The organism is Exiguobacterium sp. s131 (assembly GCF_018617345.1).
GTDB classification, from domain to species: Bacteria; Bacillota; Bacilli; order Exiguobacteriales; family Exiguobacteriaceae; genus Exiguobacterium; species Exiguobacterium profundum.
Genome location: NZ_JACSJX010000001.1, coordinates 1024806 through 1038733, shown reverse-complemented (window position 1 = coordinate 1038733; position 13928 = coordinate 1024806). Strand labels below are relative to the sequence as shown.

Genomic DNA, 13928 nt, shown 5'->3' with positions numbered 1-13928 from the left:
CGTTCGCTTACAATGACTTCTCGGCTAGCTCCATCAATTTCTCTTTCGTGAGTTCACCTTCATACTTTTCAATTACGTTCCCTTCACCATCGATGACGAATGTGACGGGTAGGTTATAAATGCCATACGCTCCTTCGACTTCGCTCTGGGTATCCATCAAAATCGGATAGTCGAGCCCGACACCGAGGTCATTGATGAAATTATCGACACGAAGCGGTGTCTCTCCGACGTTCACGGCCCAAAAATCGACACCCATGTCTTGAAGTGTCGCATAGTTTTCTTGTACGACCGGCATCTCTTTCTTACACGGTTCACAGAACGTACCCCAGAAGTTTAAGAGCATCCCTTTCCCTTCGTAGTTGTCTCGCTCATACAAGGTCGAACCGTCGAGGGTGACGAGCTTGAAGTTCGGTGCCTCGTCGCCCGCCTCGATGCGTCCATCGTTACCCGCTTGATCGAATGTCTGCATGATCGTGACCGCTCCCGCGAAGAGAACGACCGTCATGATCATCATCCGCCAAAATGACCTCTTTTTCTTTTTTGCGACCGCTTGTTCCATCCGGTCGTCTTTTTGTTGATCTTTTGTCATCGTTTTCACACCATCCTTCAGTTGCTATTGTACTGAAAAAACATTAAAAACGCACATTAACAGACTTTTTTCATTTTTTTGTCACATAATCTACACAATCAAAAAAATCATCCTATTTCAGGACGATTTTTTGTTGTTATTTTTTCTTCTTTTTGCCTCGTGGTTTCGGTGGAACGGTAGGGTTCGCAAGTTCCCGAAGCTTACTGATTTCTTTATGTGAAAGTTCACGCCAGTCGCCCGTGTTCAGACCGTCGAGCGTCAAGAAACCGAACTGTTCACGCTTCAGTTTGATGACCTCTGAACCAATTGCTTCCACCATCCGACGGATTTGACGATTGTGACCTTCCGAGATGACGATTTCGAGGATGGCTGTGTTCTTCTTCTGGTCTACAGACTTCATCTTCACTTTCGCACTTCCTGTTTTAAATCCGTCATCGAGTTCGACGCCAGATTCAAGCTGTTTGATGGCCAAGTATGATGGGATGTTCTTCACTTTTGCCACATAACGCTTTTGAATTTTATATTTCGGGTGCGTCATCATGTTCGAGAACTCGCCATCGTTCGTCAAGATGATGAGTCCCGTCGTGTTGTAGTCGAGACGACCGACCGGGAATACACGTGCTCCTGGCGGGACGAGGTCTGTGATGACTTTACGTCCTTTGTCATCATCGACCGTCGAAACGTAGCCACTTGGTTTATAGAGTAAATAGTAGACATGCTCTTCTTGTTCGATTTTGACGCCATCGACTTCAATCTCCGACTTCGGTCCAACTTTCGTCCCGAGTTCACGGACGACTTTTCCATTGACACGGACGCGACCATCCAAAATCATTTCTTCCGCTTTCCGACGCGAGGCGACCCCCGCTTGTGCGATTACTTTTTGCAAACGTTCCATATAATTAATCCTTCTCCAATCTCTCTTCTTGCTTCGGTGATTCCTGACCGAAGAACAAATCGCCTTCGTCTGTCAGTTCATCCTCAAATGTTAATGGTGGCAGTTCCTCGAGTGAGTTGAACCCGAAATGGTCGAGGAAGTGCTCTGTCGTACGATACAGCTTGGCACGACCAATCGTCTTCGCGCGGCCAGCTGATTCAATCAATCCTTTCGATAACAACGTATGGATGACCCGTTCGACTTTGACTCCGCGAATCTCTTCGATATCCGCTCGTGTGACAGGCTGTTTGTAGGCGATGATGACAAGCGTCTCCATCGCTGCACGTGAGAGCGCCTGCTCTGCCATCGTCCCGACATATTTCTGAATGTACGGGGAGACGTCCGGAACGGTCACGAGCTTATAGACACCTGCCGATTCCATGAGCTGAAACGGTCGATTCGATGACTTGAACGATGCCTCCAGCTTACTGAGCTGTTCTCGTGCCGCAGCTTCTGAGATATCAAGCGTTTCGGCGAGCGCGCGTACTTCCATTCCTTCGTCACCGACGACGAACAGCAATCCTTCAATAATCGTCTCATAAGACAGCAACCGCTTCATCCCCTTTCTTTGACGCTTCAATGAATGAGATTTGAATATCTTGGTCGAGTTGTTTCGTTTCGACGATTCGCAACTTGATCAGCTCCAAAAGCGCCATAAACGTCACGACGAGATCTGAGACGTTCGGTCGTTCAACAAAAAAGGCGAAAAACGACGTTTGTTTCGTCGACGATACGTGTTCATGAAGACGCGTCATCTGCTCTTCAAGCGTACGCTCTTCCCGCTTGATCGTCTTTTTGCGTCGTTCTTTCCAACGTTTCCGTTCAATCATCTTCGAATAGGCGTGAAGAAGATCCGAGAAGTTGAGTGGTCCGTCATACTTAGACACCTCTTCAGACATATACGTCGTCAAATCTTCACCCGGTCGCGTATACAATTCAAGACGGTGTTCTTCTTGTTCACGCATGAAGACGACCGCTTCTTTATATGCTTTGTATTCAATCAATTGACGAATGAGACCTTCACGTGTCGGTTCCTCACTGAAGTCTGGAACCTCTTCATCCTCGACCGGCACTGGCGGTAACAATTGCTTGCTCTTCAATTGGAGCAACGTCGCCGCCATGACCAAGTATTCACTGGCCACATCGAGTTCAAATTTTTGCATCGTGCGAATATAGCCGACATACTGGTCAGTGACTTCTGCCACGGAAATGTCGACGATATCAATCTCCATTTTCCCAATCAAATGGAGCAACAGGTCGAGTGGACCTTCGAACGTATCAATTTTAACGTTATAGGCTTCCATAGAGACACCTGCCATTTTACATTTTTGCGCTTTAGTATAACATGTTTTATAACACCGTGGACACGAAAGGAGAAAATTGATTCATGACCCCTTTTATTCATTATACGTTGCTTTTTGAATGTCATGCCGATTATTTCGAATGTCATGAGGTATTAGAAGAGGCGTGGCAGGCAGACGGACGCAGTCATCACGGCTATGCGGCACTCATCCAATACGCCGTCATCCACTATCACCTCCGGCGTGACAATCTCATCGGCGCGAAAAAGAGCTTGCGACTCTTACGCCGAAAGATCGACATCGCTTCCCCTTATTTAAATGAGCTCGGTCTTGACGTCGACTCCTTCGTCGCACAACTTGATGAATGGCCGCTTCGCGCTAAGCTCCCATTACAACAGGATGTTCGTGACACGGTCGAATCACTGAAATCGACGTTTCCTGCAACGGACCTGTCGTTCGAGGAACTCGTTCATAAGCATCTTCACCGTGATCGGAGTGAGGTCATCACGGAACGGGAGCTGGCACTTTTAGAACGGCAACGCACGAGGAATTCCGCCAGCCCCTCTTGAAGTACATGCAAAACCCCCGCAGTCACAGAGTCGTGATTGCAGGGGTTTTTATCGTCAGACGACTAATTGATTCCATTTATCCAATAAATCGCCCGTCTTGCCTGTACCGGTTAGCGTCAAATCAAGTGGAAGGACGTTTCTTACCTCGTCTAAAAGCTCGTAAGAACGTTTCTCGCCACGGAATGATGGCGACAAGGCGATATGGTCGATGACCATTGTCGTCCCTTGTTGCTCCATACCAATGATACCAACGAAGTCTTCACCGACTTTCCACAAATAGAGGAACTTCGATTCCTCCTCGTCATACGATCGGACGAGTTCAAGCAAGCTTAGCGGAGATTTGTCACTGCATGAGAATGCTAGTAGACCCATCGCCGTCTTTTCATAAGAACGTTTATATTTGACCAGCATCGCTGGGTTCACCACCTTTTGTCATTCAAGTTTCACGACGTGAACACGTGAGAGACATGGTTCATTGTGCCATACCCTTCAGGCAAAAATCAATTCTCGTCCCAAACCTTCACTTCTGCCATCTTCGTACCTTGACGAAGTTTGACGGCATGCTCAAGACCAGATGTCACTTTACCGAATACCGTATGGACACCATCCAAATGCGGTTGTGGCTCATGGACGATGAAGAACTGTGAAGACCCTGTGTTACGACCTGCGTGGGCCATTGAAAGAGAACCCGCTTCATGTTTGTGCGGGAACGATGTCGATGTCTCACAAGGAATCGTATAGCCTGCACCGCCCATTCCAGTTCCTTGTGGGCAACCACCTTGGCTGACGAAGCCAGGGATGACACGGTGGAACGTCAATCCGTTGTAAAACCCACTGTTCGCAAGTTTTTCGAAGTTTTCGACCGTGATCGGTGCTTCACCGTGGAATAAATCAAATTCAATCATTTCGCCATTTTCAAGTTTCATAGAACCTTTTTTCATGTTTCAAGCAACCCCTTTTTCATAATATGTATCCTGCTGTTTGACACTCACATTACCCATCTTATCAAAAAAACACGTCTGTCTCCACTTTTTTGTGGAAACAGACGTTCTGCCTTATTGAATCACTGCGTGAACGAGTGGACGTGCCTCTGGTTTCGTTGCACCGATCGTATACGCATGGTCTAAACGCTCGATGGCAGAAGACATGTCTTCGATGTTCGAACGGAGTACCGCGATCACATCGCCTGCCTCGACACGGTCGCCGACTTTCTTCTCAAGCGTGATGCCTGCCGCGAAATCGATTTTGTCTTCTTTTGTCGCGCGTCCTGCACCGAGAAGCATCGCCGCAACACCCACTTCGTCTGCGATGATCGACTCGACATAACCTGCTTCTTTTGCGACGAATGTCGTCTCATATGAAGCTTGTGGTAATTTCGTCACATCATCTACGAGTGATGCGTCGCCACCTTGTGCTTCGACGAACTTGCGGAACACCTCGAGGGCATGACCATCTGCAATGCGCTTTTCAAGGTCGGCATACGCCTCTTCAAACGTCGGATAGAATTCACCGAGGACAGCCATATGTCCAGCGATCGTGAGCGCGATTGTTTTCAAATCTTCGACTTCTTTACCTGAGAGGACTTCAATCGCTTCTTTCACTTCGTTCGCGTTCCCGATTTCAAAACCGAGTGGTTGGTCCATGTCCGTGATGACCGCTACCGTCTTACGACCGACGTTTTTCCCGATCGCTACCATTTCTTCCGCGAGGGCTTTCGCATCATCAAACGATTTCATGAACGCACCAGAACCTGTCTTGACGTCGAGGACGATGCTGTCCGCTCCAGCTGCAATCTTCTTCGACATGATTGAACTTGCGATGAGCGGAATCGACTCGACCGTAGCCGTGACGTCGCGAAGTGCGTACAAGCGCTTATCCGCAGGTGTCAAGTTCCCTGTCTGACCGATGATCGACATCTTGATATCGTTTACTTGTTTCGTGAACTGCTCTTCCGTCAATTCTACGTTGAACCCTGGGAATGATTCGAGCTTATCGATCGTACCACCTGTGTGACCGAGACCGCGACCACTCATCTTCGCGACAGGGATGCCGATTGAAGCAACGAGTGGTGCCACAATCAAGCTGATCTTGTCACCGACGCCGCCCGTTGAGTGCTTGTCGACTTTTTTCCCTTCGATATTGGAAAGGTCGATCGTATCTCCCGACTTCACCATTTCCATCGTCAAGGCAGCCGTCTCGTTTTCAGTCATCCCGTTAAAATAGATGGCCATCGATAAGGCTGACATTTGATAGTCAGGGATTGATTCGTTCGTGAAACCTTCGACAACGAAGCGAATCTCCTCTTCGTTCAATTCTCCACCGTTACGTTTCTTTAAAATCAAATCGACCATACGCATAACTGTCGTCCTCCTAAAATTAAGTTACTTACATGCTTTTAATCGTGCCACGTACGAGAGAGAGGAAGTCTTGACGAACGCGCTCTGTCGTTTCGATGACTTCTTCATGGTTGAGTGGTTGATCTAAGATACCTGCTGCCATGTTCGAGACACACGAAATCCCGAGGACGCGCATATCCGAATGACGCGCGACGATGACTTCTGGAACAGTCGACATCCCGACGACGTCTCCCCCGAGAAGACGGGCCATTTTGACTTCAGCCGGTGTTTCGTACGTAGGACCTGTGTTTCCGAAGTAAACCCCTTTTTGTACAGAAAGTCCAAGGTCTGACGCGACGCGTTCTGTCAATTTCACGAGCTCTTTATCGTACGCTTCTGACATGTCAGGGAAACGTGTTCCGAATTCACTCGCGTTCTTCCCGATGAGCGGGCTCGTACCGAAGAAGTTGATATGATCTGTGATGATCATCAAGTCGCCTGGGTTGAATGACTCGTTACATGCGCCTGCCGCGTTCGTGACGATGAGAGTCTCGACACCAATCAGCTTGAGGACACGTACAGGGAACGTCACTTGTTCCATCGAGTATCCTTCATAGAAGTGGAACCGTCCTTGCATGGCGACGACCCGTTTCCCTTCGAGCTCACCGAACACGAGTTGCCCCGCATGTCCTTCAACTGTCGATACCGGGAAGTGTGGGATCTCCTCATATGGAATGGCGACCGGGTTCTCAATCTCGTCCGCGAGGACTCCGAGTCCTGACCCGAGAATGAGTCCGATTTCTGGTGTACTGCCCATACGCTCCTGCAAAAACGCTTTTGTTTCGTTCCAATTTACCATGAATATTGCCTCCTCAAATTTCGTTTAAGAAACTCTTTCCGTGTGATGGTGCCGCGACGTCAAAGTTGTCAGCGACCGTCGCCCCGATGTCCGCGAATGTTCCGCGAATACCCAAATCGACTGCCTTCGCTCCGTTGTGATGAACGATGAGCGGAACGTATTCACGCGTGTGGTCTGTCCCAGCATGAACAGGATCATTTCCGTGATCAGCCGTGATGATGAGCAGGTCATCTTCACGAAGACGCTCCATCACTTCCGGTAGGCGAGCGTCGTACTCTTCAAGCGCGACCGCATAACCTTCCGGGTCACGACGATGACCGAATAATGCGTCGAAGTCGACCAAGTTCAAGAAGCAGAGTCCTTCGAAGTCTTCCTCGAGCGACTCGACCAATTTGTCCATGCCGTCCATGTTCGATTTCGTGCGGACCGCTTTTGTCACGCCTTCACCATCGTAAATATCGCTGATCTTCCCTAATGCGATGACCTCTTTCCCAGCTTCCTCGAGCGTGTTCATGACGGTCTTGCCGAATGGTTTCAAGGCGTAGTCGTGACGGTTCGCCGTACGGACCCATGCTCCTGGTGTCCCGATGAACGGGCGAGCGATGATTCGTCCGAGCATGTATGGATCTTCGCGTGTGATTTCACGAGCGTATTCGCAGATTCGGTACAACTCATCAACCGGCACGATGTCCTCGTGTGCTGCGATTTGAAGGACTGAGTCGGCTGATGTATAGACAATCAGAGCGCCAGTCTCGACATGCTCTTCACCGAGTTCGTCCAAAATTTCTGTTCCGGACGCCGGTTTGTTTCCGATGATCTTACGTCCGCTGAACTCTTCGAGGCGGTGAATCAAGTCATCAGGGAACTCCTCGAATACACGGAATGGTGTATCGATATGAAGACCCATGATTTCCCAATGTCCTGTCATCGTATCCTTACCAGCTGAGATTTCTTCCATGCGACCATACGCACTCGGTGCATCCGATGCATCGATGCCTTGAATCGGCTTGATATTCGAAAGTCCAAGTTTACCCATGTTCGGCATGTTCAATCCGTTATGTTCACGCGCGATATGCCCGAGCGTGTCGGCCCCTTTGTCACCGAACTGTTCAGCATCTGGTGCTTCACCGATACCGACCGAGTCCATGACGACTAAGAAAATACGTTTAAACTTCTTCACAAAAAATTCCTCCTTTTCGGTGTCTAGGCACGAGGGTGATGCTTACGATACACATCATGCAATCGTGATTTGTTGACGTGTGTATACACTTGCGTCGTCGCTAAATCCGCATGACCGAGCATCTGTTGAATGGCGCGTAAATCCGCACCGTTCTCGAGAAGGTGTGTCGCAAAAGAATGACGGAGTACGTGCGGTGTGATCTCTTTTTCAATTCCAGCAAGTTTGGCTCGTCGTTTGATCATCTTCCAGAATCCTTGACGACTGAGCCGCCCTCCTCGGCCGTTTAAAAAGAGCGCTTCGGTCTCTCTACCGCCAAGTCCGTTACGAGCTTGTTGGATATAACGCTCGACGAAACTTTGGGCGACCGAGGATACCGGGATGATTCGTGCGCGCTCGCCTTTCCCTTCACATTGTAGATACCCCAATTCGAACTGCAAATCATCCAAATCCAAACCTAAAAGTTCACTGACCCGCATCCCCGTTCCGTAAAGCAACTCCAGCATGGCCCGGTCTCGTAGTGAGAGCGGGTCCGACGTTGGGACGCTGTCCAACAGTCGCTCGACTTCCGTTTGTGACCACGTGTCCGGAAGTTGCTTTTCTGCTTTTGGGGATTCTAGGTAAAGAGACGGATCGGTCGTCGTGACTCCGGTCATTTTGAGATGATGATGTAACATCCGGATTGAACTGACAGCTCGTCTCAATGAAGACGAGGCTCGCCCCGCCTGTGACAGTTCTTCGATATGTTTGACGATATGCGAACGTGTCACTTCATTCCACTCTTCTACCCCAAGTTGGGTCAAGGTCGATGCGTACTGCGTCAAATCGCTCGCATACGCCTGTCTCGTATTCGCGGACATCCGCTTTTCAACTGTCATGTATTGAAGAAATGACTCGATATGCGAACGCATCATACCCTCCTCCTTCCTTGTTTCACCTGAATACGCTTACAGCATATCACTTATGTAAACTGTTGTGAAGATGTCTGACCTCATTTTTTATTCACTTTTTTGTGAACGTTTACGTGACAAAAATACATCTCAGATTTCTTATTTTTCTGGCATGTTCGAATGAGAACCGATATACTACAAACAACTTAAATATATGAGCGATCTATCACACATTGAAAAAGGACAGATGACCTGTTGGGGTCGTCTGTCCTTACTACTTTAACCGTTGATGACTGCTTTATGACCTTCGAGTGTGACGCCTTTTGCTTGGCACACTTTACAGATGCCGTGAAACGTCAAGCGGTGGTCTTTAATCAAAAACTCATATTTGCTCTCGACTTTTTTCTCAACATCGACGAGCAAGTCTTCCATGATTTCCTCGACCGAGCCGCATTCGACGCAGACGAGATGGTGGTGCGAATGATTTGCCCCTTCAGGACGTAAATCAAAACGTGCAACCCCGTCACCGAAGTTGACTTTATCGACCACGCCGAGCTCTGTCAATAATTCTAATGTGCGATATACCGTTGCGAGTCCAATTTCTGGTGCGATGCTTTTCACGAGCATGAAGACGTTCTCCGCACTTAAATGGTCACTCTCATTCTCAAGTAAGATACGTACCGTCGATTCACGTTGTGGTGTTAATTTATATCCTTTGGCGCTCAATTGCTGTTTAATTCGTTCAATTCGCGTTTCCATAAGGCGCCCCCTCTTTACATAGTTCACTACTGAAAGCATACCGAAGTTTTACTCAATTTTCAATTTAAAATCATTACTATGTAAGTTTATCATATAAGTACTTAGATTAGAATTATTTCAATCTAGACAATTGCCACCATTGGATTGCCATAATTGTCTTGGCGTCGGTAATGATGCCTCGGTCCAGTAAATCGACGGCTTCATCAAATGAGTATCGTTTCACATTTAAAAATTCATCTTCGTCTAAATTCATCTCACCGGCAGATAACCCTTTTGCGACATATACATCGACCCGCTCACTGCAGAACCCGGGTGCCCCGTAGAAAGAAAAAATCTTTTCAAGCGATTCCGCCGTGTAGCCCGTCTCCTCTTTTAGCTCGCGCTCGGCACTCGCCATCGGCTCTTCGCCTTTTTCCAACTTACCGGCTGGAATCTCAAGCGACATCGATTCAAACGCTTTTCGGTACTGCTCCACCATGACGATGTTGTCCGATTCATCAATGACGAGTACAGCGACGGCTCCGTTATGATAGACGAGTTCACGTACAGACGTGTTTCCGTTCGGAAGGGAAACGACATGCTTTTCCACATCGAAGATTTTGCCTTGATAAATGACTTCCCGCTCAATCGTTTTTTCTTCCATATGATTACTCCTCACTTTTCGATATACTCTGATTATGAGTCAAACCTACATTTCGAACAAGGAGGAATCCAAATGAGTGAACTCGGACTCGGAACGATGACGATTTTGAAACATGGGGAGAAAGAGGCAAAGAATATCCTGGAAACGGCCATTCAATCGGGGATTCGCCATATCGATACGGCAGACGTCTATGAACGACAAGCTGTCGAGCGTGTAATTGGGGAAACGTTGGGTCAAGAGCGACAACACTTATTTTTGGCGAGTAAAGGTGGCAACGAATTGACTGAGGAGGGCATGCGTTGGAATCCTGATCCGTCCTATTTAGAGGAAGCATTGCACGGATCGCTCGAGCGATTGAAAACCGATTATCTGGATTTATATTATATACATGGCGGCACGCTCGAGGATGACCTCGACGCAACGATTGAATGGGCACAAAAACAAAAACGAGATGGTCTAATCCGACAAATCGGACTCTCGTCGATTCGTCCGAACGTCATCAACCATTGGGTCAAATCCGGTACCCTCGATGTTCTCATGACACCGTATTCCCTACTCGACCGCCGGGCAGAGACGCTCAACATTTCAATCCCCATCGTCGGTCGAGGGGTTCTTGCCAAAGGCCTATTAACGGATGAATGGGAGACGCGTCTCGGAGATAAGGGATTTGAGACGTGGCGAAAAGAGGACCTCGCAAGTGAATTGGCGATGATGCCGACACCGATTCAAGCCTATGCACTCGAAGCTGCAAAACGGTTCTGTGACGTCGTCTTACCAGGCGCCTCTTCAGTCAAGCAATTGAACGAAACGATTCGTTCATTTGAGACCAAAACCGATGATGAAGTGCTTGATCGCTTACTCGCTCGTTTACCGGTTCACCCATACACAAAACACGTGACCTGATCCGCTCAGGTCACGTGTTTTTCGTTGCGTGCTTGAATCTGTTCAATCGCCCAATCCGCCCATCCGGCATAGTTCTCCATCATTCGGATCGCATACTCGCTCGTCAGCAAATAGCCAAGTGTATCCTCGTCCGATTGATGTTCTTCTTGAAATAGTCGAATCTGTTGTGCGACCTGCTCATGGTGCGCCTTTGTCTCTTCGATGTACCGGACCGCTTCTTCAACCGGCAACAATTGAAGCAAACTGACCCGTAAGAGGTTTTCATCCTTCATTTTCGGTTGGAACGACGTTGGTTGACGTAACCAATTGATTAACTCCTCACGTCCTTGATCCGTGATGGAGTAGATTTTTTTGTCTGGCAACTCCTGTTGTGAGACATGTTCCGCCGAAACGAGTGCTTCTTCTTCCATCTTTAACAGTTCCCGATAAATCTGTGTATGGTGGGCGTTCCAAAAATGAATCATCTGTGCCTTGAACGTCGCGTTCAAGGCATACCCGGTCGCAGGCTGATGGGTCAATAACCCGAGCAATGCGTGACGTAACGCCATATCCATCACCTTTTCCTTCTCATGCTATTTTTATTAGTGTATCACATTCTCAAACGGTTTCGAGAATGCCAATCTGTTGACGACCCGTTAAAAACCCGACAAAATAGATAGAAGAAAGGAGAGTTGTCTATGCAACCGATTCATTCATCACAACAATTTGACGAAGCCACAAAAGATCACGGAATGGTGGTCTTCACTACATCATGGTGCCCGGACTGTAAACGTCTAGACATGTATGTCGATGAGCTCGTCAAGGACTATCCACAATTTAACTGGCACATCGTCGACCGCGACGAACTCCCAGAGCTATCTGATGCGCAAGAAGTTCGCGGCATCCCTTCACTTCTATACTATAAAGACGGGGTAAAACAAGAACACCTCCACTCGGCAAACGCCAAGACGGAGATGCAAATTCGTTCATTCCTCGATACGATCCAAGCATGACCTGATTCCTGCAGCCCATTCGACTGCAGGAATTTTTGCACACACCTCTGTCATCCTCAATTATACTGTAAGAAATAACCAAATGAGAAAGGGGAATGAACATGATGCTTATACGCCTCTTCACCCCACTCTGTTTCACCATCATGATGTTGGTCGGCTGCATACAACCATCTACCTCACCATCCATACAATCTGATGATGAAACGGCAATCATCAAAAGTGCAGTGACCTATCTACACAATAAGAATTGGCTACCTACCGATGAAAACGGGAGACAGGCTACGATTCAATCCATTACAGTCGATAATCGTTATGACTTATTTGATTCACGTTTTGAAGGAACACGTGCCTGGCTCGTCACATTTCCGTCTGATTTACAGCGTACGGTCGAGATTCCACAAGTACTCGTTGAATCGGAATCGAACGACGTGATTGGCCATCTTTTAAGCGAATAACGGTTCGAACCCCCAACTACTTGTAATGCCGAACATACCGCGAGTCAATCGAGCGCTTCATATAATATGGAATCCGACCATGCCATGTAAACTTTCCATATGTTAGCAAGGCGCGCCCTGGTGTCGTTAGTAAAATATTCATCGATTGACGTCTCCGAAATGGTCGACTTGTTTCCTCTAGTAACCGTTTGCCGACATAGCGCCCTGACCTAACAGCATCGACGCCACCATTTAAGCAGGATGCCATATCTCCTGTTACATATATATTTGTAAAATGATGATGACGTAAATATTTGTCTACCTCTATAAAACTCTCAGGTTTTGCAAGCCCTGATTCGGCCCACCATCCCACGGGAACGACCCCCGTCGCATCCAATAAGAGCCCTTCCGATGCGTCTGCATGATACGCCTGTTTGACGACCATGACCCCTGTTCTGACTAACAATCGCTCGATGTGCTTTCTAGTATGGACCGAGACGTCTGGTAATATCTCTTTTGCATACAGCGTCACATTCTTTGTACGAGCACACGTGAACGCCAATTCTACGCCGGCCTTCCCGCCTCCGACGATGGTCACTTGTGAACTCGATTCGATTTGGTCGAGTAAAGCTTGTGACATCGGTTTAAGTGGCGTGCCGATTCCCCGACTTTTCGCACCGGTGGCTAAAACGAGTTGATCGTATTCAAACATTCCGTTTTCTGTTTGAACCGTCTGCTGAATCGGGTCAATCGAGAGCACCCGCTTTGCGACCGGCTTTAGTTGAGGTGATCGGACCGTAGCTGAATCCATGAGCCCGGCAATCACTTGTGGAAACGCACCTGTATAAATCGTCTGGCAGTCTCCGATGAAGCGAACATCATAATGTTTGCATATCTCCTCAATACGATCGAGAATTTCTAGCTGTCCGTGTCCAAGTCCGGCCAACACCAACTTCGGTTTCATCGCAAAATCCTCCGTGCCTCAATGAATCGTTGTGTGATTGTCATGACTTCAAGCAATAAAAAGATAAGAGCAATCCCGCCGACCCAGTTCGGGAAGAGAATCATCAACGTGAACAAAATGAAGCACTCTGTTCGCTCGATAATTCCTGGCTGATAGTAAAACGTCTTCTCTGAGCGCTTTGAACTACTCGCACCGACAGCTAGGAACAGTGTCATGGCGATCACAAATGAAGCAATCAGAATGAGAAAAATAGGCATATATTCCGGGTAACGAAGGGCAAGGGCAATCACGACCGACAATTCGACGAATCGGTCCAAGACGAGGTCAAGCACCGTTCCAAACCCACTCGTTTTCGACTTTCGAGCCATCGTCCCATCTAAAACATCAAACAAGCCAGATAGCCACAGTAAGATGACGGCAGTCCAGTGCATATCATTATAGATAAAGATTCCGGTCGAGATTCCGATGATTCCTCCAAGTACTGTCACTTCGTTCGGCGTGAAATTCCATTTGAGCAATCGATTCGCTCCACGCTCGATGACCGGTTGAACGTAACGACTTCCGTATGTATCGAGCAT

19 protein-coding genes are annotated in these 13928 nt (G+C 48.0%); 4 read left to right on the top strand and 15 right to left on the bottom strand.

Features of this window, described 5'->3' with window-relative positions:
* Positions 1–7: 7 nt before the first annotated feature.
* The 4 genes from resA to KNO69_RS05415 all read right to left on the bottom strand — a co-directional run bounded on the left by resA (position 8) and on the right by KNO69_RS05415 (position 2827).
* On the bottom strand, positions 8–589 hold the full coding sequence (gene resA / locus KNO69_RS05430; RefSeq protein ID WP_047795228.1) for a thiol-disulfide oxidoreductase ResA: 582 nt from the start codon (positions 587–589) through the stop codon (positions 8–10).
* A 136-nt stretch (positions 590–725) separates the two neighbouring features.
* Positions 726–1484 carry a pseudouridine synthase gene (locus KNO69_RS05425; protein ID WP_012726494.1) on the bottom strand — a complete coding sequence of 253 codons (759 nt, stop codon included), beginning with the start codon at positions 1482–1484 and terminating at the stop codon, positions 726–728.
* A 4-nt stretch (positions 1485–1488) separates the two neighbouring features.
* Positions 1489–2082: an SMC-Scp complex subunit ScpB gene (scpB, locus tag KNO69_RS05420; RefSeq protein ID WP_041917904.1), complete on the bottom strand. Its 594-nt coding sequence runs from the start codon at positions 2080–2082 to the stop codon at positions 1489–1491.
* Complete coding sequence (locus KNO69_RS05415; RefSeq protein ID WP_214816527.1) at positions 2060–2827, bottom strand: segregation/condensation protein A; 768 nt, start codon at positions 2825–2827, stop codon at positions 2060–2062. Before KNO69_RS05415 ends, scpB begins: the two co-directional genes overlap by 23 nt.
* An 83-nt stretch (positions 2828–2910) precedes the next feature.
* Between KNO69_RS05415 and KNO69_RS05410 the strand changes: the two genes are divergently transcribed.
* Positions 2911–3393 carry a DUF309 domain-containing protein gene (locus tag KNO69_RS05410; protein ID WP_214816524.1) on the top strand — a complete coding sequence of 161 codons (483 nt, stop codon included), beginning with the start codon at positions 2911–2913 and terminating at the stop codon, positions 3391–3393.
* A gap of 54 nt (positions 3394–3447) precedes the next feature.
* On the opposite strand, the gene KNO69_RS05405 is transcribed toward KNO69_RS05410, so the two are convergent.
* From KNO69_RS05405 to KNO69_RS05370, 8 genes are all read right to left on the bottom strand, one after another.
* Positions 3448–3804, bottom strand: a complete 357-nt coding sequence (locus KNO69_RS05405) for a GCN5 family acetyltransferase (protein WP_031423428.1) — start codon at positions 3802–3804, stop codon at positions 3448–3450.
* 89 nt (positions 3805–3893) lie between these two features.
* Positions 3894–4334, bottom strand: coding sequence for a peptidylprolyl isomerase (locus KNO69_RS05400; protein ID WP_012726499.1), 441 nt, complete (start codon positions 4332–4334; stop codon positions 3894–3896).
* A gap of 114 nt (positions 4335–4448) precedes the next feature.
* Entirely contained in the window at positions 4449–5750 is a 1302-nt protein-coding gene (locus KNO69_RS05395; protein WP_012726500.1) for a pyrimidine-nucleoside phosphorylase, read from the bottom strand.
* A gap of 28 nt (positions 5751–5778) precedes the next feature.
* Positions 5779–6588: a purine-nucleoside phosphorylase gene (locus KNO69_RS05390; RefSeq protein ID WP_012726501.1), complete on the bottom strand. Its 810-nt coding sequence runs from the start codon at positions 6586–6588 to the stop codon at positions 5779–5781.
* Between the two features lie 13 nt (positions 6589–6601).
* Positions 6602–7768 carry a phosphopentomutase gene (gene deoB, locus KNO69_RS05385; protein ID WP_214816521.1) on the bottom strand — a complete coding sequence of 389 codons (1167 nt, stop codon included), beginning with the start codon at positions 7766–7768 and terminating at the stop codon, positions 6602–6604.
* 23 nt (positions 7769–7791) lie between these two features.
* Positions 7792–8676, bottom strand: coding sequence for a site-specific tyrosine recombinase XerD (gene xerD / locus KNO69_RS05380; protein WP_214816518.1), 885 nt, complete (start codon positions 8674–8676; stop codon positions 7792–7794).
* 258 nt (positions 8677–8934) lie between these two features.
* A complete protein-coding gene (gene fur, locus KNO69_RS05375) occupies positions 8935–9414 on the bottom strand; it encodes a ferric iron uptake transcriptional regulator (RefSeq protein ID WP_012726507.1) in 480 nt (159 codons plus the stop codon).
* A 112-nt stretch (positions 9415–9526) separates the two neighbouring features.
* Entirely contained in the window at positions 9527–10057 is a 531-nt protein-coding gene (locus KNO69_RS05370) for an NUDIX domain-containing protein (RefSeq protein WP_214816515.1), read from the bottom strand.
* 72 nt (positions 10058–10129) lie between these two features.
* On the opposite strand from KNO69_RS05370, the gene KNO69_RS05365 reads away from it, so the two are divergent.
* Positions 10130–10960, top strand: coding sequence for an aldo/keto reductase (locus KNO69_RS05365; protein ID WP_214816512.1), 831 nt, complete (start codon positions 10130–10132; stop codon positions 10958–10960).
* 5 nt (positions 10961–10965) lie between these two features.
* Here the strand turns inward: KNO69_RS05365 and KNO69_RS05360 are convergent, their stop codons facing one another.
* Positions 10966–11514, bottom strand: a complete 549-nt coding sequence (locus KNO69_RS05360; RefSeq protein WP_082131999.1) for a PadR family transcriptional regulator — start codon at positions 11512–11514, stop codon at positions 10966–10968.
* A gap of 123 nt (positions 11515–11637) precedes the next feature.
* On the opposite strand from KNO69_RS05360, the gene KNO69_RS05355 reads away from it, so the two are divergent.
* Positions 11638–11952, top strand: a complete 315-nt coding sequence (locus KNO69_RS05355) for a thioredoxin family protein (protein WP_074033245.1) — start codon at positions 11638–11640, stop codon at positions 11950–11952.
* A 101-nt stretch (positions 11953–12053) separates the two neighbouring features.
* Positions 12054–12407 carry a hypothetical protein gene (locus tag KNO69_RS05350; RefSeq protein WP_214816509.1) on the top strand — a complete coding sequence of 118 codons (354 nt, stop codon included), beginning with the start codon at positions 12054–12056 and terminating at the stop codon, positions 12405–12407.
* 16 nt (positions 12408–12423) lie between these two features.
* Here KNO69_RS05350 and KNO69_RS05345 read toward each other — a convergent pair whose 3' ends face one another.
* Together KNO69_RS05345 and KNO69_RS05340 are read right to left on the bottom strand one after the other, a co-directional pair.
* Complete coding sequence (locus KNO69_RS05345) at positions 12424–13350, bottom strand: NAD(P)/FAD-dependent oxidoreductase (RefSeq protein WP_214816507.1); 927 nt, start codon at positions 13348–13350, stop codon at positions 12424–12426.
* A complete protein-coding gene (locus KNO69_RS05340; RefSeq protein ID WP_012726514.1) occupies positions 13347–13928 on the bottom strand; it encodes a CDP-alcohol phosphatidyltransferase family protein in 582 nt (193 codons plus the stop codon). Before KNO69_RS05340 ends, KNO69_RS05345 begins: the two co-directional genes overlap by 4 nt.

Bases quoted from the DNA above. Each gene is read 5' to 3' on its own strand.
- resA (WP_047795228.1), bottom strand. From the start codon at position 589: ATGACAAAAGATCAACAAAAAGACGACCGGATGGAACAAGCGGTCGCA.
- KNO69_RS05425 (WP_012726494.1), bottom strand. From the start codon at position 1,484: ATGGAACGTTTGCAAAAAGTAATCGCACAAGCGGGGGTCGCCTCGCGT.
- scpB (WP_041917904.1), bottom strand. From the start codon at position 2,082: ATGAAGCGGTTGCTGTCTTATGAGACGATTATTGAAGGATTGCTGTTC.
- KNO69_RS05415 (WP_214816527.1), bottom strand. From the start codon at position 2,827: ATGGAAGCCTATAACGTTAAAATTGATACGTTCGAAGGTCCACTCGAC.
- KNO69_RS05410 (WP_214816524.1), top strand. From the start codon at position 2,911: ATGACCCCTTTTATTCATTATACGTTGCTTTTTGAATGTCATGCCGAT.
- KNO69_RS05405 (WP_031423428.1), bottom strand. From the start codon at position 3,804: ATGCTGGTCAAATATAAACGTTCTTATGAAAAGACGGCGATGGGTCTA.
- KNO69_RS05400 (WP_012726499.1), bottom strand. From the start codon at position 4,334: ATGAAAAAAGGTTCTATGAAACTTGAAAATGGCGAAATGATTGAATTT.
- KNO69_RS05395 (WP_012726500.1), bottom strand. From the start codon at position 5,750: ATGCGTATGGTCGATTTGATTTTAAAGAAACGTAACGGTGGAGAATTG.
- KNO69_RS05390 (WP_012726501.1), bottom strand. From the start codon at position 6,588: ATGGTAAATTGGAACGAAACAAAAGCGTTTTTGCAGGAGCGTATGGGC.
- xerD (WP_214816518.1), bottom strand. From the start codon at position 8,676: ATGCGTTCGCATATCGAGTCATTTCTTCAATACATGACAGTTGAAAAG.
- fur (WP_012726507.1), bottom strand. From the start codon at position 9,414: ATGGAAACGCGAATTGAACGAATTAAACAGCAATTGAGCGCCAAAGGA.
- KNO69_RS05370 (WP_214816515.1), bottom strand. From the start codon at position 10,057: ATGGAAGAAAAAACGATTGAGCGGGAAGTCATTTATCAAGGCAAAATC.
- KNO69_RS05365 (WP_214816512.1), top strand. From the start codon at position 10,130: ATGAGTGAACTCGGACTCGGAACGATGACGATTTTGAAACATGGGGAG.
- KNO69_RS05360 (WP_082131999.1), bottom strand. From the start codon at position 11,514: ATGGATATGGCGTTACGTCACGCATTGCTCGGGTTATTGACCCATCAG.
- KNO69_RS05355 (WP_074033245.1), top strand. From the start codon at position 11,638: ATGCAACCGATTCATTCATCACAACAATTTGACGAAGCCACAAAAGAT.
- KNO69_RS05350 (WP_214816509.1), top strand. From the start codon at position 12,054: ATGATGCTTATACGCCTCTTCACCCCACTCTGTTTCACCATCATGATG.
- KNO69_RS05345 (WP_214816507.1), bottom strand. From the start codon at position 13,350: ATGAAACCGAAGTTGGTGTTGGCCGGACTTGGACACGGACAGCTAGAA.
- KNO69_RS05340 (WP_012726514.1), bottom strand. From the start codon at position 13,928: ATGCTCGATACATACGGAAGTCGTTACGTTCAACCGGTCATCGAGCGT.